Annotated in this window: 22 protein-coding genes and 1 tRNA gene; 6 read left to right on the forward strand and 17 right to left on the reverse strand. The window is 35.4% G+C overall.

Features of this window, described 5'->3' with window-relative positions:
- Nucleotides 1-13: 13 nt before the first annotated feature.
- The 6 genes from ACP7AT_RS02620 to ACP7AT_RS02645 form a co-directional block, all read right to left on the reverse strand.
- Complete coding sequence (locus ACP7AT_RS02620; RefSeq protein WP_426062809.1) at nt 14-268, reverse strand: GIY-YIG nuclease family protein; 255 nt, start codon at nt 266-268, stop codon at nt 14-16.
- A gap of 104 nt (nt 269-372) precedes the next feature.
- A complete protein-coding gene (locus ACP7AT_RS02625) occupies nt 373-627 on the reverse strand; it encodes a GIY-YIG nuclease family protein (RefSeq protein WP_426062810.1) in 255 nt (84 codons plus the stop codon).
- 104 nt (nt 628-731) lie between these two features.
- The gene (locus tag ACP7AT_RS02630; protein WP_426062811.1) at nt 732-986 is read right to left on the reverse strand and encodes a GIY-YIG nuclease family protein; all 255 of its coding nucleotides are present in this window, start codon (nt 984-986) and stop codon (nt 732-734) included.
- A gap of 104 nt (nt 987-1,090) precedes the next feature.
- Entirely contained in the window at nt 1,091-1,345 is a 255-nt protein-coding gene (locus ACP7AT_RS02635) for a GIY-YIG nuclease family protein (RefSeq protein WP_426062810.1), read from the reverse strand.
- A gap of 104 nt (nt 1,346-1,449) precedes the next feature.
- Nucleotides 1,450-1,704, reverse strand: a complete 255-nt coding sequence (locus tag ACP7AT_RS02640) for a GIY-YIG nuclease family protein (protein WP_426062812.1) — start codon at nt 1,702-1,704, stop codon at nt 1,450-1,452.
- 49 nt (nt 1,705-1,753) lie between these two features.
- Nucleotides 1,754-1,830: transfer RNA gene (locus tag ACP7AT_RS02645), tRNA-Ala, on the reverse strand.
- A 125-nt stretch (nt 1,831-1,955) separates the two neighbouring features.
- Between ACP7AT_RS02645 and ACP7AT_RS02650 the strand changes: the two genes are divergently transcribed.
- From ACP7AT_RS02650 to ACP7AT_RS02670, 5 genes are all read left to right on the forward strand, one after another.
- Nucleotides 1,956-2,723, forward strand: coding sequence for an enoyl-CoA hydratase/isomerase family protein (locus ACP7AT_RS02650; RefSeq protein WP_426062813.1), 768 nt, complete (start codon nt 1,956-1,958; stop codon nt 2,721-2,723).
- A gap of 6 nt (nt 2,724-2,729) precedes the next feature.
- Nucleotides 2,730-2,903, forward strand: a complete 174-nt coding sequence (locus ACP7AT_RS02655) for a hypothetical protein (protein ID WP_426062814.1) — start codon at nt 2,730-2,732, stop codon at nt 2,901-2,903.
- A 33-nt stretch (nt 2,904-2,936) separates the two neighbouring features.
- Nucleotides 2,937-3,401 carry a 6-pyruvoyl trahydropterin synthase family protein gene (locus tag ACP7AT_RS02660; RefSeq protein ID WP_426062815.1) on the forward strand — a complete coding sequence of 155 codons (465 nt, stop codon included), beginning with the start codon at nt 2,937-2,939 and terminating at the stop codon, nt 3,399-3,401.
- A 4-nt stretch (nt 3,402-3,405) separates the two neighbouring features.
- Entirely contained in the window at nt 3,406-4,158 is a 753-nt protein-coding gene (locus tag ACP7AT_RS02665) for a UDP-2,3-diacylglucosamine diphosphatase (protein ID WP_426062816.1), read from the forward strand.
- A gap of 163 nt (nt 4,159-4,321) precedes the next feature.
- A complete protein-coding gene (locus ACP7AT_RS02670) occupies nt 4,322-5,053 on the forward strand; it encodes a hypothetical protein (protein WP_426062817.1) in 732 nt (243 codons plus the stop codon).
- A 56-nt stretch (nt 5,054-5,109) separates the two neighbouring features.
- On the opposite strand, the gene ACP7AT_RS02675 is transcribed toward ACP7AT_RS02670, so the two are convergent.
- The 7 genes from ACP7AT_RS02675 to ACP7AT_RS02705 form a co-directional block, all read right to left on the reverse strand.
- The gene (locus ACP7AT_RS02675) at nt 5,110-5,466 is read right to left on the reverse strand and encodes a hypothetical protein (protein WP_426062818.1); all 357 of its coding nucleotides are present in this window, start codon (nt 5,464-5,466) and stop codon (nt 5,110-5,112) included.
- Nucleotides 5,467-5,610: 144 nt separating this feature from the next.
- Nucleotides 5,611-6,879, reverse strand: coding sequence for an MFS transporter (locus tag ACP7AT_RS02680; protein WP_426062819.1), 1,269 nt, complete (start codon nt 6,877-6,879; stop codon nt 5,611-5,613).
- A 9-nt stretch (nt 6,880-6,888) separates the two neighbouring features.
- The gene (gene recJ / locus ACP7AT_RS02685) at nt 6,889-8,580 is read right to left on the reverse strand and encodes a single-stranded-DNA-specific exonuclease RecJ (protein WP_426062820.1); all 1,692 of its coding nucleotides are present in this window, start codon (nt 8,578-8,580) and stop codon (nt 6,889-6,891) included.
- Nucleotides 8,581-8,696: 116 nt separating this feature from the next.
- Nucleotides 8,697-9,041: a HopJ type III effector protein gene (locus ACP7AT_RS02690; protein WP_426062821.1), complete on the reverse strand. Its 345-nt coding sequence runs from the start codon at nt 9,039-9,041 to the stop codon at nt 8,697-8,699.
- Nucleotides 9,042-9,054: 13 nt separating this feature from the next.
- Nucleotides 9,055-10,107, reverse strand: a complete 1,053-nt coding sequence (locus ACP7AT_RS02695) for a flavin monoamine oxidase family protein (RefSeq protein ID WP_426062822.1) — start codon at nt 10,105-10,107, stop codon at nt 9,055-9,057.
- 2 nt (nt 10,108-10,109) lie between these two features.
- Entirely contained in the window at nt 10,110-10,823 is a 714-nt protein-coding gene (gene rsmI / locus ACP7AT_RS02700) for a 16S rRNA (cytidine(1402)-2'-O)-methyltransferase (protein WP_426062823.1), read from the reverse strand.
- Between the two features lie 76 nt (nt 10,824-10,899).
- The gene (locus ACP7AT_RS02705) at nt 10,900-11,979 is read right to left on the reverse strand and encodes a hypothetical protein (RefSeq protein WP_426062824.1); all 1,080 of its coding nucleotides are present in this window, start codon (nt 11,977-11,979) and stop codon (nt 10,900-10,902) included.
- Nucleotides 11,980-12,227: 248 nt separating this feature from the next.
- Between ACP7AT_RS02705 and ACP7AT_RS02710 the strand changes: the two genes are divergently transcribed.
- Nucleotides 12,228-12,818, forward strand: a complete 591-nt coding sequence (locus ACP7AT_RS02710; RefSeq protein WP_426062825.1) for a thymidine kinase — start codon at nt 12,228-12,230, stop codon at nt 12,816-12,818.
- 114 nt (nt 12,819-12,932) lie between these two features.
- Here the strand turns inward: ACP7AT_RS02710 and ACP7AT_RS02715 are convergent, their stop codons facing one another.
- The 4 genes from ACP7AT_RS02715 to asnS all read right to left on the reverse strand — a co-directional run bounded on the left by ACP7AT_RS02715 (nt 12,933) and on the right by asnS (nt 17,718).
- Nucleotides 12,933-13,520, reverse strand: coding sequence for a Uma2 family endonuclease (locus ACP7AT_RS02715; RefSeq protein ID WP_426062826.1), 588 nt, complete (start codon nt 13,518-13,520; stop codon nt 12,933-12,935).
- Nucleotides 13,521-13,915: 395 nt separating this feature from the next.
- Nucleotides 13,916-15,382 (reverse strand): RNA polymerase factor sigma-54, encoded by a 1,467-nt coding sequence (gene rpoN / locus ACP7AT_RS02720; protein WP_426062827.1) that lies wholly within the window; start codon nt 15,380-15,382, stop codon nt 13,916-13,918.
- A 130-nt stretch (nt 15,383-15,512) separates the two neighbouring features.
- On the reverse strand, nt 15,513-15,908 hold the full coding sequence (locus ACP7AT_RS02725) for a GxxExxY protein (protein ID WP_426062828.1): 396 nt from the start codon (nt 15,906-15,908) through the stop codon (nt 15,513-15,515).
- 373 nt (nt 15,909-16,281) lie between these two features.
- A complete protein-coding gene (asnS, locus tag ACP7AT_RS02730) occupies nt 16,282-17,718 on the reverse strand; it encodes an asparagine--tRNA ligase (RefSeq protein ID WP_426062829.1) in 1,437 nt (478 codons plus the stop codon).
- Between the last annotated feature and the right edge of the window lie 145 nt (nt 17,719-17,863).

Genomic DNA, 17,863 nt, shown 5'->3' on the forward strand with positions numbered 1-17,863 from the left:
CTTTCGGGACACTCTATTCAAATGATTTTTTTGATATTATAAATTCAATATATTTTCTGCTTTTCTTCTTTTTGATTTCCATTTCTCTTTGTACAGCTAACGACCGAGAATCAAAATTTTCAAAATAAACTAGAATCCAATCTTTAGCCACTTTTGTATAAGTGCTTCTACTATTTAAATGGTCATTAAATCTGTTTTCAATATTTTCACAAGAACCTGTGTAGTATTTATCCAGAGTTTCAGAGAAAATAATATAAGTATAAAACATAGGCTTTAAAATAAAAAAAGCCTCACATTGCTGTAAGGCTTGGTATTACTGGTGGAGAATATCGGATTCGAACCGATCACCTTCCCGAAAGCTTTCGGGACACTCTATTCAAATGATTTTTTTGATATTATAAATTCAATATATTTTCTGCTTTTCTTCTTTTTGATTTCCATTTCTCTTTGTACAGCTAACGACCTAGAATCAAAATTTTCAAAATAAACTAGAATCCAATCTTTAGCCACTTTTGTATAAGTGCTTCTACTATTTAAATGGTCATTAAGTCTGTTTTCAATATTTTCACAAGAACCTATGTAGTATTTATCCAAAGTTTTAGAGAAAATAATATAAGTATAAAACATGGGCTTTAAAATAAAAAAAGCCTCACATTGCTGTAAGGCTTGGTATTGCTGGTGGAGAATATCGGATTCGAACCGATCACCTTCCCGAAAGCTTTCGGGACACTCTATTCAAATGATTTTTTTGATATTATAAATTCAATATATTTTCTGCTTTTCTTCTTTTTGATTTCCATTTCTCTTTGTACAGCTAACGACCGAGAATCAAAATTTTCAAAATAAACTAGAATCCAATCTTTAGCCACTTTTGTGTAAGTGCTTCTACTATTTAAATGGTCATTAAGTCTGTTTTTAATATTTTCACAAGAACCTGTGTAGTATTTATCCAGAGTTTTAGAGAAAATAATATAAGTATAAAACATAGGCTTTAAAATCAAAAAAGCCTCACATTGCTGTAAGGCTTGGTATTGCTGGTGGAGAATATCGGATTCGAACCGATCACCTTCCCGAAAGCTTTCGGGACACTCTATTCAAATGATTTTTTTGATATTATAAATTCAATATATTTTCTGCTTTTCTTCTTTTTGATTTCCATTTCTCTTTGTACAGCTAACGACCTAGAATCAAAATTTTCAAAATAAACTAGAATCCAATCTTTAGCCACTTTTGTATAAGTGCTTCTACTATTTAAATGGTCATTAAGTCTGTTTTCAATATTTTCACAAGAACCTATGTAGTATTTATCCAAAGTTTTAGAGAAAATAATATAAGTATAAAACATTGGCTTTAAAATAAAAAAAGCCTCACATTGCTGTAAGGCTTGGTATTGCTGGTGGAGAATATCGGATTCGAACCGATCACCTTCCCGAAAGCTTTCGGGACACTCTATTCAAATGATTTTTTTGATATTATAAATTCAATATATTTTCTGCTTTTCTTCTTTTTGATTTCCATTTCTCTTTGTACAGCTAACGACCGAGAATCAAAATTTTCAAAATAAACTAGAATCCAATCTTTAGCCACTTTTGTATATGTGCTTCTACTATTTAAATGGTCATTAAGTCTGTTTTCAATATTTTCACAAGAACCTGTGTAGTATTTATCCAGAGTTTTAGAGAAAATAATATAAGTATAAAACATGGGCTTTAAAATAAAAAAAGCCTCACATTGCTGTAAGGCTTGGTATTGCTGGTGGAGAATATCGGATTCGAACCGATCACCTCTTGCCTGCCAGGCAAGCACTCTAGCCAAATGAGCTAATCCCCCAAATTATACGGCAAATATAACATATAAATTTTCCAAAAAGCAAATTTCAAAATACAAATCCATTCTATTTTAAAAAAAGTCAAATCCTGCTTTACTTTTTTTAACTTTACATCAAAATCCCCGCTATGGCATCAGAAAACCCAACAGGCTCACTCGTTACAACTATCGAGAATAAAATTGCAACTGTTACATTTGGTCATCCTTCAAGTAATTCTTTTCCGAGAGAATTGTTAGACCGACTCACTACTGAATTCAATAATTTAAGTGCCGATCCTACTGTTTCGGTGATAGTTATACAAAGTGAAGGCACAAGTGCTTTTTGTGCAGGTGCTTCATTTGATGAACTTTTGGCTGTTTCTAGTGAATCAGAAGGAACCGAGTTCTTTTCTGGATTTGCCCATTTAATCAATGCAATGCGTTTGTGTTCCAAGCTTATCGTGGGGCGCATTCACGGAAAAGCAGTTGGTGGCGGCGTAGGAATTGCTTCCGCTTGTGATTATGCATTGGCTACAAAAAATGCATCAATAAAATTATCAGAATTGGCTATCGGAATTGGTCCCTTTGTAATAGAACCTGTCGTTTCAAAGAAAATTGGAAAAACGGCAATGGCCGAAATGACGCTGGCAGCTCACGAATGGAAAACTGCTGATTGGGCTGTAGCCAAAGGATTGTATGCTAATACTTTTGAAACCATCGAAGCGTTGGATGCAGCAATAGCTGATTTTAGCGCTAAATTATCCAGTTATAATCCTGAAGCATTAGCCGCAATGAAAAAAGTGTTGTGGGACGGTACCCAAGAATGGAAAACACTTTTGTTAGAGAGAGCCGCTATTTCTGGAAGATTGGTGTTATCTGATTTTACCAAAAAAGCATTATTACAATTTAAAAAATAGTTTGTTATGAAAATTCTAATGCTTGTTCAACGAGTAAACATTGAAGAAAAACTAAAAAATGCAACAGACAGCAATTATCAAATAGGGATTGTTGTTGGATCCTTTATTCCTTTTGTTGTTTTACTTGCTTTGGCTTACTGGATGTACACCAGTGCAAAAAAAAGAGACAAAGACCTATAATTATTATTAAATTTGCATCAAAATTAAACTCCGATGAGCAATATCAGAATTACAAAACAATTTAGTTTCGAAACCGGACACGCCTTATACGGCTATGACGGGAAATGTAAAAATGTCCACGGACATAGTTATAAATTGTCAGTAACGGTAATTGGAACTCCAATAACAGATCGTTCTAATGTGAAATTTGGAATGGTGATTGACTTCACAGATTTAAAGAAAATTGTAAAAGAAGAAATTGTCGATCAATTTGACCATGCGACAGTTTTCAACGGAACAACGCCGCATATTGAATTGGCAAACGAATTAATTACCCGCGGACATCACGTTATTTTAGTAGAGTACCAACCAACGAGCGAAAACATGGTAGTTGATTTTTCTCAAAGAATCATTAGCCGATTACCCGAGGGAATCTCTCTTTTTTCGTTAAAATTACAAGAAACGGATTCTTCTTTCGCCGAATGGTTTGCCAGCGATAATGTGAAATCCATACTGTAGCTCCATGCAATTACCCAATAACAAAAAAATATATTTCGCCTCCGATCAGCATTTTGGAGCGCCAACATCCGAATTGAGTTTTCCGAGAGAACAAAAATTTGTGGCTTGGCTGGACGAAGTAAAAAGCGATGCTGAAGCTATTTTTCTATTGGGCGATTTATTTGATTTTTGGTTCGAATACAAAACCGTAATCCCAAAAGGGTTTGTCCGTATTTTAGGCAAACTCGCCGAAATCCGAGACTCAGGTATTCCTATTTATTTCTTTGTGGGAAACCATGATTTGTGGATGGAAGATTATTTCCAGAAAGAACTTAATATTCCTGTGTTTCATGTCAATCAAGAATATACTTTTGGGGATAAAACATTCCTAATTGGCCACGGTGACGGAAAAGGTCCCGGCGATTTAGGATACAAACGCATGAAAAAGATATTTACAAATCCGTTTTTTAAATGGCTTTTTAGATGGCTTCATCCGGATATTGGCGTGAAACTGGCGCAATACCTTTCGGTAAAAAACAAACTGATTTCTGGCGATGAAGATGTGACTTTTCTTGGTGAAGATAATGAATGGCTCATTCTCTATTCCAAAAGAAAACTGGAAACCAAACACTACAATTACCTTATTTTTGGGCATCGTCATTTGCCAATGAAAGTTACTGTGGGTGAAAATGCTGAATATGTGAATCTAGGCGATTGGATTACGTATTTTACCTATGGTGTTTTTGATGGTGAAAATTTTGAGATTAAAAAGTATTAATAAATTTTAATTGGTTCTTTTCCATTCCTTCCTTTTTTGTTTCGACTGTGTAAAAAAACTTACAAATATGCTAGTGGTTATCCATTAGCGTCTTCTTTTTGTATATATTTGATTTAGATGTTCTTGTTAGACGTTTAAATGAGTAATTGGCAATCTAAACAATATGAATAGAAAAATAACAATGTTTTTAATTGTCTTATGCTTAGGATGTAATCATCCAGAAGACAAAATAATTATTGCAGAAAATATTGAGAATGATGCATTAGGTTATATTACAAAGCTAGTTATGTTAAGAGATAGCAGTTATGTTTTGTCATTCATTCCTGTTAATGCGACCATAGCAGAACCACATATTTATGCTGACAAATATTCTATTAAAAAAGACACCATTTATTTTCTACGTGATAAACAAATAAAAAAGGCGATTTTAAAAAATGGTTATATTGAATTTTTAGATGACCAGTTTAAAATTAAATTAAAAGGGAATCTAACCTCAAAAAACTCTGGTAGTGAATTAAAAAATTATAAAGATTTTTCTTTTTTTACGTATAATAAAAATTTTGAAAATATATTTAAAAAAGGCAATAGCGCTGATTTAAATATTGAGGATTTAGAAAAAATAATTTTATTAATTCAGAATCAAATTAAAAAATCTAAATATTTTTATCGGCATTCTGACCAAAATGAATATTTCAAACAATGTATTTCAATTATGAATGAGAATAACGAGAAAGAAGTATGGGTTAATTGTGTAGCAAAAAACAGTAATTATAGTTTTGATAGGTGGCAGACCAAGATTATAAAAGTGCATGATGGAGGAGATTCATATTTTAACATAAAAATAAATCTGTCTACTGGAAAAGTTTATGCTTTTTCAGTAAATGGACAAGGTTAATTTTTCCATCTTTAGTAAGTATCCACTTCGTGTATGTCTAAAAAAAACTCCAATCCCTAATTCATTCCCGCACCATGCAAATATTCATCCAGATTTATTTTAAACAAAGTCCCTTCCACTAAGTCTTTTACGGCATTTAATTCTTCCATGGAAACGGCCAAATCAATTTGAGAACATGGCGTTTTCAGTAAAAATTTGTGGCATTTGTTTTTCAGTTCACAATCGTCGCAGCATTTATTTTGATTGTAGCTGTCCTCAATACAGCGTTTAAATAGTTGCAATTCCTGATGGGTAAAATAAAATCCCATTTCTCGAAAAACCAGTTGAACTTTGTTCAATATAAGGCCATTATCCTTTCTCCAGTAAAAAGCCGTGCCTAAATTGTTATGATATATTTGTTTTATTTCTTGCATATGTTATCATTTTGAAACAAATGTAAGTATTATTTATATTTGTTCTAAATAATAAAACATAAAAAAGACATAAAAAAGCCGGTAAGAAATCTTGAGATTATTTTACCGAATGATTATCGATAGTAAGTTATAAAGATTTAATTATTATTCGCTCTTTTCATGTTCCTCAATATCTTTTTGCAAGTCCAGTTTTCTAAAAGTAGGGGATACAGCTCCGGTAATTAATACGGTGATCAGTGTCATGCTTCCGCCAAAGACCACTGCGCTAACAGTTCCCATAAGCTTTGCGGTTAATCCGCTTTCAAAAGCACCCAATTCATTAGAGGAACCCACAAATATAGAGTTCACGGCCGCAACTCGGCCTCTCATGTGATCCGGTGTTTTTAATTGCAAAATAGTTTGGCGTATCACCACCGAAATCCCGTCGAAAACGCCGCTTAAAAATAAAGCTGCAACGGACAACCAAAAAATAGACGAAAGTCCAAAAATGATAATACAAATTCCAAACGCAAAAATTGCGAACAGCAATTTCATACCCGCATTTTTGGTAAAAGGAATATAAGCGGATATTATTAGCATTAAAAATGCGCCAACTGCCGGAGCGGCTCTCAAAACGCCAAATCCCTGCGGTCCCACTTTTAAAATATCCTGTGCAAAAATGGGCAACAGCGCAACGGCTCCTCCAAAAAGAACAGCAATCATATCAAGTGATAAAGCACCTAAAATCGTTTTATTGTTGAAAACAAATTTCACACCTTCCTTCAAGCTTTCCATAATGGGTTCACCAATTTTTGGATTCAAAATTGGTTTTGTTGCAATTTGGGTTAAAGCGATTAACGCAAGTAGTGAACATCCCAAAACAATTGACATGGACCAATGAACACCAATCCAATTAATCGAAAAACCGGCTACTGCAGGACCTAAAACCGAACTTATTTGCCAAACCGAACTGCTCCAAGTGGCAGCATTCGGATATTCTTTTTTAGGAACAATCAATGCCAAAAGAGAAAATATCGTCGGGCCAAGAAAAGCACGAACCAATCCGCCTAAAAACACAAAAAAGTAAATGGAATATAAAATAGTTTGGGTAGAAAAGTCTTTTATAAAGGGTGGCCACGTAAATAAAAATAAGCCCAAACTAATAATTGAAAATCCTAAAATACATTTGAAAAGCAATCCTTTTTTCTCCTTTTGATCGACGATGTGTCCGGCAAACAAAGCCATCGAAATGGCTGGAATGACTTCCATTAATCCGATGATTCCCAACGACAACGGATTTTTGGTCAAACTGTAAACTTCCCATTCAATGACGATAAACTGCATCGACCAGCCAAAAACCATGGCAAAACGCAATAACAAAAAAATATTGAATTCTTTATAACGCAGCGCCGAGTAAGGGTCTTTTTTTTTCATAACAAAAAATCATTCTTTAATATCTCGCAATCGCAATTGCAAACTTATTTTGCCTTTCCATTCGTTTTCATCTATGCAATACACGGCTTGAAAAGGTTTTTGATGAGTAGTCACTTCGATTTTAGTTCCCAAATTAAAACCAATTGCAGCAAGACCTTCAGAGTTATTTTGTTTGACAAAAAGTTTTAAATGTTCTTCATCCTGACCAAGCGGTTTCCCATAACCGGTGTCTTTGATGTTTTTGGTCAGGAAAATTGGTGTCATATTTTGTGGTCCGCACGGTTCAAATTGTTTCAGTATTCGGATTAATTTTGGAGTAATATCAGCAAAATCAATCTCGGCATCAACTGCAATTTCAGGCGTCAACATATCCGGATGAATGGTTTTTTCAACTTCCTTTTCGAAAGCATCTTTGAAGATTTGATACTTTTCTGCCGCCAAAGTCATTCCCGCGGCATACATGTGACCGCCAAACTGTTCCAAATGCTCGGTACACGCTTCGAGTGCATTATAGACATCAAATCCTTTTACGGAACGTGCCGAAGCCGCGTATTTATCACCACTTTTGGTGAAAACAAGTGTCGGACGATAATAGGTTTCAATTAGTCGGGAAGCGACAATTCCTATTACACCTTTGTGCCAATCTTCTTGAAAAACTACGGATGTAAAACGTTCTTTTTCATTGTTTTCCTCAATTTGTTGTAACGCTTCTTTGGTAATTAATTTGTCTAAATCCTTCCGTTCCGAATTATAGGCTTCAATTTCAGAAGCAAATTGTTGGGCTTGTTCAAAATCAAATTCGGTTAACAATTCTACCGCATGATTGCCATGTTTGATGCGTCCGGCGGCATTTATTCGGGGTGCGATGATAAAAACAACATCGGTAATATCTAAGGTTTGTTTTTTTATTTGATGGATGATGGCTTTGATTCCGGGTCTTGGATCAGTATTGATAACTTGCAATCCAAAGTGAGCCAACACCCGATTTTCGCCAGTCATCGGGACGATATCAGCGGCAATTGCGGCAGCAACTAAATCCAGATACGGAATCAAATCATCAATAGTTTCATTTCGGTTTTGGCCCAAAGCCTGAATTAATTTGAAGCCTATGCCGCAACCGCACAATTCATCATACGGATAAGTACAATCGTCTCTTTTTGGGTCGAGAACGGCAATGGCTTCGGGTAAAAACTCTCCCGGTCTGTGGTGGTCGCAAATGATAAAATCGATATTTCGCGCTTTGGCATAAGCCACATGATCGATGGATTTTATACCGCAATCCAAAGCAATAATAAGTGAAAATCCGTTGTCATCAGCAAAGTCAATCCCCTTGAAAGAAATTCCGTACCCTTCATCATAACGATCCGGAATGTAGGTCGCCACGTTAGGATAATAGGTTTTTAGATAGGAAGAAACGAGAGAAACTGCGGTGGTACCGTCGACATCATAATCGCCAAAAACAAGAATATTTTCCTCGTTTTCAATTGCTTTTTCGATTCGGGCGACTGCTTTTTCCATATCTTTCATCAGGTATGGATCATGCAAATCGGCTAAACTCGGACGAAAAAATCGTCTGGCATCCTCAAATGTTTCAATACCGCGTTGCACTAATAAAGTGGCGACAAAATCTTCGACATTCAAAGCTTTCGCCAACTGTTTTACAGTATCTTCGGAAGGTTTTTGTTTGAGGGTCCAACGCATATTGATTTGGGATTTTAGATTTTGAAATTAGGATTTTAGAAACTTTTAAAAAGAATAACCGCTAATTCATTAATTAGTTTTGTCTTTTTAATTTATGAATTAGCGGTTTAACTATTTTATTTTAATACTAAAGCACTTCCGTAAAATGCAATTCCGTCCCAACCAGTTTTCATGAAATTACGAATATTCTGATGATCTGTCCCGTTTGGATTTTTTAAAACATCTTCGCAGTAATATGCTCCAAAACAAGCTAATGTAGCTGCTTCAGATAGGTTTTGAATTTCGGCGAAAGCAAACAATTTACAGGATCCTGAATTGTCTCCTGCGGCATTGTGTTGCAGTCCGTTCTCAAATGCTGTAGGCGTAAAATCGTAATTTGCTTCAATAACCGCAATGGTTTCTAAAAAGATGATGGCTTCAGGAGTTTCTGTTAATTTTTCTAAAAAAGCGGCTATAGTCATATTGATTTAATTGTTAGAATTGAGAAGCAATTGTTTTCGCGGCAAAAATAGCTCCATCCATATAACCTGGATTTTTAGTAGCTGTTTCTGCACCGGAAACATATAATTTTCCGTTTAGTAATGGGATTTTAAATAAAGAATGTCCGTTGTTTTGGTGTGCCAATACAAATTGCTCGTAAGGTTGAAACGTTAAGGTTTCATCCCGCCAAACGTTCTCATAATAGGCGACATATTCGTTGGCTTCTGGCCCAAAAAAAGTAGTCAATTGCGCAATTACTTTTTCTTTGCGTTCTTTCAAAGATAGGACTGCGGTTCCAGCGTTCAGGAATCCTTTCAATGCGAAACCAGAATTATCAGCGGTGCTGTGGTCATACATTTCCTGAATTATGCTGGCTTGGCTGAATAAAGTTCCGGAATAGTGATTCTGTTTCCAAAAAGGAGTTTTATATTCCACAGCGAATTTAATGGATTCGCCCATCCAAGTATGTGTTTTCTTGGCTAGTTGTGTAAAATTCTCTGGCAATCTAGGTTCAAAAACAACCGAATTCACTAACAAATTCGGTGGAATGGTACTAATCACTTTATTAGCTAAATAACTATTCCCGCTTGAATTCGTTAAGATTAATTGATTTTTTTCCTCTTTTATTGAGACTATTTTGGTTTGTGTTTTAATATGTTGTATTCCAATTTCAGATACTAATTTCTTTATTATCGTTGCTGTTCCGCCCTCAATCCGAAAAGAAGGTTCTTCAGAATCTGAGATTTCAAATTTTTGTGGTGGTACAAAAGACATCGTTTCAAATAAAGAAATGCCCTGGGTATATTGTCTAAAATAGGGGAGATCTAAAGTGTGGAGTACTTCTAAAAGATGGCTGTGTTGGTTTCCAAACCAAGTCGCACCCATTTCCATCGTGACGCCTGTTGTGCCGGATATGGTTTTTATGCGACCTCCAATTAGGATATTGGCTTCTAATATCAAGACTTCAATTCCTTTTTTTTGGAGTAAAAAAGCGGTGTAAAGTCCACAAAGTCCTGCACCAATTAGAATAACTTTTTCCTTTTCCATGATTATTCTTCAGCTGAGAATTTTGATTTTTTAGGTTCTTTTGTTATTGGTTTTCCACCTACAACCACAACAATTTCTCCCCTTGGAGCTATTTTTTCAAAATGAGTCAAAACTTCTCGTACTGTTCCTCGAACATTTTCTTCGTGCAATTTTGATAATTCTCTACAAACACAAATCGCACGGTCTTCTCCAAAATAAGTGATGAATTCTGCTAAAGTTTTTAGTAATTTATGTGGAGAAACATATAAAATCATCGTTCTGGTTTCTTCTGCTAATGCTAAATAACGGGTTTGTTTCCCTTTTTTGTCGGGTAAAAAACCTTCAAAAATAAATTTGTCATTGGGTAGACCGCTGTTGACTAATGCCGGAACAAAGGCTGTTGCGCCTGGCAAACATTCTACTTCAACGCCATTTTCAACACAAGCGCGAGTTAATAAAAAACCAGGATCCGAAATCGCAGGCGTTCCCGCATCGGATATTAAAGCGATATTTTCTCCGGCTTTCAATCTCGATATTAAATTTTCGATGGTTTTGTGCTCGTTGTGCATGTGGTGGCTGTACATGTGCGTGCCGATTTCAAAATGCTTTAACAATTTTCCGCTCGTACGCGTGTCTTCGGCTAGAATCAAATCAACTTCCTTAAGAATTCGAATCGCACGAAAAGTCATGTCTTCGAGATTGCCGATTGGAGTAGGAACAATATATAATTTTGACATAGATAAGTAATTAAATACAAATTTTAGGTTAAATCTGTATTTGTTGAAAGGAATATTCAGAAAAGTGCAACGAAATTTACAAGAATTTCTTCTCTATAATATCCATGAATCGATCTTCATAATCTTGTTTTCCGTCCCAGTTGTTGTAATCGGGCTTGACCATTTCCTGAACAAAATCTCGGGTTTCATAGAATGTATCAAACGTGATAAGTTGACTTAAAACGCGGTTGTAATCCTCGCTGCTGTTGCCGAAAAGGTGTTTTATAAATGCTAAACGGTCGTTCAAATCGATATTAATTCCCTTGGCTAATTTTTCGTTCAACGAAACTGTTTTTGGTTCCGTTTTTTCGCCAGATTCTGATGAAACATTTTCTAATTGTGGCTCTGTAGGTTCTACTACTTCTTTTGGAGTTTCAATAACTATTGTAGTTGGAATATTTTCTATTTGTTGTTTTTTTACAAAAAGCGTGTCATGGTAATTGCCTCCTAATAAATCTTCAAAAGAGATTTGAACCGCCTCAGCTTTCTTAGGCATTTCCGACTTAATTTCTACTTCTTTGTCTTGTGATAATTCAAAAGTAGGTTTAAATGGTGCTTCCGATTCCGATGTTTCATCCGCTATTTCGACTTCCGTAGCTGTAACTATTTCTTTTTCTGCAAATGTTTCTTCTACTCTGTCTCTCTCATCAAGTATTTCTTCGCTTGGTTCCAGCGGTGTTTTGATAGTTTTCTCAGCAATGGTATCATCAACAACTGTTTCTTCCAAAGTTACTTCTTCGGTTACCGTTTCTTCCTCTTCAATAGGGCTTTCCTCCTCTATTGTAACTGGTTCTTGTTCAACAGAAAGAGTTGTTTCTTCTGTTTGTTCCAAAGTCGTTTCGGCTGTTTTTTCTACAACAATTTCTTCTGTAAAAGGCTCTGCTGCTGGTTGAACTGACTCGGTTACATCAAAAATAGATTCTATTTCTTTACTGATTTCAGTAAGACCAATAGTTGGTTTCGCCTCACTGAAATGTTCGTCTACAAATCGTAAGACAGAAAGTTTTTCGTATAACTTCCGTGTTTCCAGATATAATTGATTGATGTCAGATTTATTTTTTAATTGTAATATTCTGTGTGCAATGCTAATTAAATCGGCTTCCAATTTTTTTTTCATAATTGTTAAAATTACAGGGTGTTAGGCGGGTCTTTTTTGATGCTTTTTTGTAGTACTTTTTGTACCGTATTCAGAAAAGCGAATCTTTGCTCGGGCGATTTTTATTTTTTTAAATAAGTGCTTGCAAATCTCCGATTTGATATAAATTTTATACTTTTGAAACGACGTAAAAGTATAAAAATTTTAAGTCGATTTGTTTATTACAAAGTAATAAAAACTATTCATTTTTTAAGTCAGAAAAATACAAAATGTTTCTCGAAAATACAGTAAATCATAAAGAACAATTTGGTTGGATTGAAGTCATTTGTGGCTCCATGTTTTCGGGTAAAACCGAAGAATTAATCCGTCGTTTAAAAAGAGCGCAATTTGCCAAGCAAAAAGTCGAAATTTTCAAACCTGAAATTGATACACGCTATCATGACGATATGGTAGTTTCGCATGACGCCAATGAAATTCGTTCCACACCTGTTCCAGCCGCCGCAAATATTGCTATTTTGGCGCAAGGTTGTGATGTGGTAGGCATTGATGAAGCGCAATTTTTCGATGACGAAATTGTCAAAATTTGTAACGACTTGGCGAATCAGGGAATCCGAGTAATTGTTGCTGGATTAGATATGGATTTCAAGGGAAATCCTTTTGGTCCCATGCCCGCCTTAATGGCAACTGCCGAATATGTGACCAAAGTGCATGCCGTATGTACCCGCACCGGAAATCTCGCGAATTACAGCTTTCGTAAAACCGCCAATGATAAACTCGTTATGCTGGGCGAAACAGAAGAATACGAACCGTTGAGCCGTGCCGCGTATTATCACGCGATGCGCAAAGATCAGGAGAAGTAAATCCTCTCCCCAACCCTATACAAATGAGAGAGAGCCGAGAATGGATTGAAATATAAAAGTATTCACAATAAAAAACCCTTTCAGAGTTTAGAATTCTGAAAGGGTTTATCTTTTTTAGTTGAAGATGTATTCTAATTTAAAGTCTAATTCGGGGAATAATTTGCTTTGAATGGTGTCTTCCTCAATTAGTGGATGCATTCCTATGAACTGATTTTCTTTTAAAACATATATAAAAACCGTTTTATCTGCTGGGTTTACGATCCAATATTCGAGAACTCCTGCTTCTTCATATAAATCAAATTTATACTTCATTTCTTTATTCGAATTACCGGGTGATAGAATTTCTATAACCAAATCGGGGGCACCAATAGCGCCTCGTTCGTCTATTTTCGAATCATTACAGATGACACACAAATCAGGCTGTATCACCGTATAAATTTCTTGGTCTAATGTTGACTTTTTTTTGTCTATCAATCGTACGTCAAATGGAGCCGCAAAAAGATTACAGACGTGCGGTTCAAAAAAATTAAAAAGTCGACCATGCAATTTTCCGGAAATTCTTTGATGCGCTGTACTTGGTGCGGGACTCATCTTAAATATCTTTCCTCTAATTAATTCTAGTTTGTCCTGGAATTGCCAAGTTAGATAATCAGCATAGGAATAGGTTTTATTTAAATCTAATTGATTGATATCCGTTATCATAAAACTTCTTTTTTACAAAGTTACTAAAAAAACATACTATTTTGTCTTGTATTGAAAATCCGTCGAATTACAATTCTTCTAAAACAGAAAATGATAAACTCGTCATGTTAGGCGAATCCGAAAATACGAACCGTTGAGCCGTGCCGCATATTATCACGCGATGCGCAAAGATCAGGACAAGTGAATCCTCTCCCCAACCCTCTCCAAAGGAGAGGGAGCCGAGAATGGATTGAAATATAAAAGTATTGAAAATATAAAACCCTTTCAAAGTTTAGTACTCTGAAAGGGTTTATCTTTTTATAGAAACATTGTTTTTTTTAAATTGCTTCTAAAAAAAGCTCCATAATAAAACATATAATTTGGGTAGTAATTAATAATTCCAAATTCGTAATTATTTAAATCTTCTTCCTCATTCTCGCCACCGGAATATCGAGTTGTTCTCTGTATTTTGCAATTGTTCTTCTTGCGATGGGATAGCCTTTATCTTTAAGAATTTCAGCTAATTGATCATCTGGAAGTGGTTTTTTCTTGTCTTCTTCCTCAATCGTATTCTGAAGAATTTTTTTAATTTCCAGTGTAGAAACATCCTCACCTTGGTCATTTTTCATTGACTCTGAGAAAAATTCCTTAATCAGTTTCGTACCGTAAGGCGTTTCCACATATTTGCTGTTGGCCACACGTGAAATGGTCGAAATATCTAAACCCACCATGTCCGCAATGTCTTTTAGAATCATCGGTTTTAACTTGGTTTCGTCGCCATCCAGGAAATATTCGTGCTGATAATGCATAATCGCATTCATGGTTACAAAGAGCGTTTCCTGACGTTGGCGTATCGCATCGATAAACCATTTAGCCGAATCCAATTTCTGTTTGATGAACTGAACCGCATCTTTTTGTTGTGCTGATTTATCTCGGGAATCCTTGTATGTTTGCATCATTTCCTGATAATCCTTTGAAACGTGCAGCGAAGGTGCATTACGTCCATTTAAGGTTAGTTCCAGTTCGCCGTCCACAATTCGGATCGCAAAATCAGGAACCACATTTTCCGTTACTTTATTGTTACCGGTAAAGGATCCGCCTGGTTTAGGATTTAGTTTTTCTATTTCGTGAATGGCTTTTTTCAGTTGCTCGTTCGAAACATTGTATTTTTGTAATAACTTGTCGTAATGTTTTTTGGTAAACGCATCAAACTGATTTTCGATAATATCAGTGGCTAATTCTATGTATTCCGTTGGTGTTTTGTGTTTCAATTGTAACAACAAACATTCCTGCAAATCACGCGCTCCTACACCGGACGGTTCCAATTCATGAATTACCTGCAACATTTTTTCCACCATTTTTTCATCAGTGTAAATGCCTTGCGTAAACGCCATATCGTCCACCATATCAGGAACGCTGCGACGGATATAACCCATATCATCGATACTTCCTACGAGAAATTCTGCAATTTCACGCTCTTCATCGTTCAGGATAAAAGTGTTTAATTGATTGATTAAATCCTGATGAAAACTCACTGGCGCAGCAAAAGGTGTTTCGCGATCTTCATCGTCATCACTATAATTGTTGGCCTGTGTTTTATAGTCCGGAGTTTCGTCGTTGCTCAAATATTCATCAATATTGATGTCTTCGGCTTCAATTCTATCCGATTCCGAGTCATCATAATCGTCATAATCTTCATTTTCGAACTCGTCTTTCTCGAACTCATCTTCTTCTTTTCCGGCTTCCAATGCTGGATTTTCGTTCATTTCTTCCAATAAACGCTGTTCGAAAGCTTGCGTAGGCAATTGAATTAACTTCATCAACTGAATTTGTTGAGGAGATAATTTCTGTGATAATTTTAAATTTAGAAATTGCTTTAGCATATTTAAGGCACTAATTTATTTGCTTTTTTGGCACTAAGACGCAAAGGCACAAAGTTTTTACATAATTTTTATAATAACAAGGCACAAATTTTTTTATTTAATTTTTACAGCCATAAAGGAGTTAAGTTTATCAATAATACTTTTTTGTATTAATAAATCTTCTAATGCCACTTTTTATTAATGGAACATTGAAATTGATTAAAAATCCTAAATCTTTATTTAGCAATTTCAAATGGCTTATGATTTGAGCTTCCCAAACAGGATTTACTTGTTCTACCGCTTTCACTTCTACAATAATAGAATCTTCAACTAATAAATCGAGTCGTAAACCTTCACTAAATTCAATGCCATCGTAAACAATGGGAATGTCTATTTGTCTTTTTACAGCAAGACCCGCTTTACTGATTTCGTGTGCCAAACAAACTTCATAAATTCTTTCCAATAAACCAGGTCCAAGTTCTTTATGAACTTTAAAAGCCGAATTAACAACTATTTTAGCAATGGCTTCAGTTCTTACTGTAATCATATTTTATTTTTTTTACCACTAACTTTTTTTTCTTACCGAGAGGGCACTAAGTCACAAAGCCCTTTATCGAAAATAATTTATCACAAAAACACAGATAAAACAATAGTTTTTTTGCAATTTCTTTAAATCTTAATGTCTTCACGTAAAATCTATTTTCAGTTTTACAAAAGTTTTTAATTTTCATTCTTAACATTAAAAAACTTGGTGTCTTAGTGCCTTTGCGGCAAAACCTTTTTTTTAGTTTTATGCTTTTTTAATTTTCATTCATCACATTAAAAAACTTACTGTCTTTGTGGCAAAACCTCTTTCCAACTTTGCTAAAAAAAACTTAGTGTCTTAGCGCCTTTGCGGCAAAAAAACTTCGTAGTAAAATCTAAAATTCCGCATTCATTGGTGTTCTTGGAAAAGGAATTACGTCACGAATATTTGTCATTCCCGTTACAAATAATACCAATCTTTCAAATCCAAGTCCAAAACCAGAGTGAACTGCTGAACCGAATCTTCGGGTATCAAGATACCACCACAATTCTTCTTCATCAATTCCTAAGGCTTTCATTTTTTCAACCAAAACATCAAAACGTTCTTCTCTTTGAGAACCTCCCACGATTTCTCCAATTCCAGGGAAAAGGATATCCATGGCGCGAACCGTTTTTCCGTCTTCGTTCAAACGCATGTAAAATGCTTTGATATTTGCCGGGTAATCAAACAAGATTACAGGGCATTTAAAATGTTTTTCCACCAAATAACGCTCGTGCTCTGATTGTAAATCCGCTCCCCATTCATTGATGATATAGTTGAATTTCTTCTTTTTATTAGGCGTACATTCTCTTAAAATGTCAATTGCTTCGGTGTATGAAACACGTTTGAAATTGTTTTCCAAAACGAAGTTTAATTTTTCCAAAAGCGGCATTTCGCTTCTCTCCGCAACTGGTTTCGATTTTTCTTCATCCAATAATCTTCCTTCCAGGAATTTTAAATCCTCAGGACATTTTTCCAAAGTGTATTTGATTACATGCTGAATAAAATCTTCAGCCAAATCCATGTTGTCATTCAAATCATTGAACGCCACTTCTGGCTCAATCATCCAAAATTCCGCAAGGTGACGCGAAGTATTCGAGTTTTCGGCTCTAAATGTTGGTCCAAAAGTATAAATCTGTCCCAAAGCCATTGCAAAAGTTTCTCCTTCCAACTGTCCCGAAACGGTAAGGTTCGTTTCTTTTCCAAAGAAATCTTCCTTGTAATCTACTTTCCCGTCTTCAGTTCTTGGTGTTGCGTCAAATGGCAAAGCGGTAACTTTAAACATTTCACCGGCACCTTCAGCATCTGATCCCGTAATGATTGGCGTATTCACATATACAAAACCTTTCTCTTGAAAATAACTGTGCACCGCATACGATAATACCGACCGCACTCTCATTATGGCTCCGAACATATTGGTACGCACTCTTAAATGCGCATTCTCACGCAAGAAATCCAAGCTCGGTTTATTTTTAGGTTGTATCGGGAATTTCTCGGCATCCGAGTCTCCAAGGATTTCCAGTTTAACCACCTGAATTTCAAATTTTTGTCCAGCACCTTTACTTTCCACCAACGTTCCCGTCACTGATATGGCTGCTCCAGTTGTAATTCGCTTCAACGTTTCATCTGGCGTATTCTCAAAATCGACAACACATTGTATATTGTCAATGGTTGAGCCATCGTTTAAAGCAATAAATTGATTGTTTCTAAAAGTTCTCACCCATCCTTTTGCATTCACTTCGTGAAGCGTTTTTGTGCTGTTTAGTAAGTCTTTAACTTTTGTATGTCTCATTTTATGTATATAATTGATATTAAATAGTGTCTTGTGACTGAACTGCAAATATAAATGATTTGTTTGAAAAGTCCTTGAGTAAAATTTGGGAATGAGGAGCTATTTCCCGCTATTCGCTATATCTTTTACTTTTTTAAAGAAAAAA

This window comes from Flavobacterium sp. DSP2-3-1 (genome assembly GCF_049896865.1).
In the GTDB taxonomy this organism is placed as follows: domain Bacteria; phylum Bacteroidota; class Bacteroidia; order Flavobacteriales; family Flavobacteriaceae; genus Flavobacterium.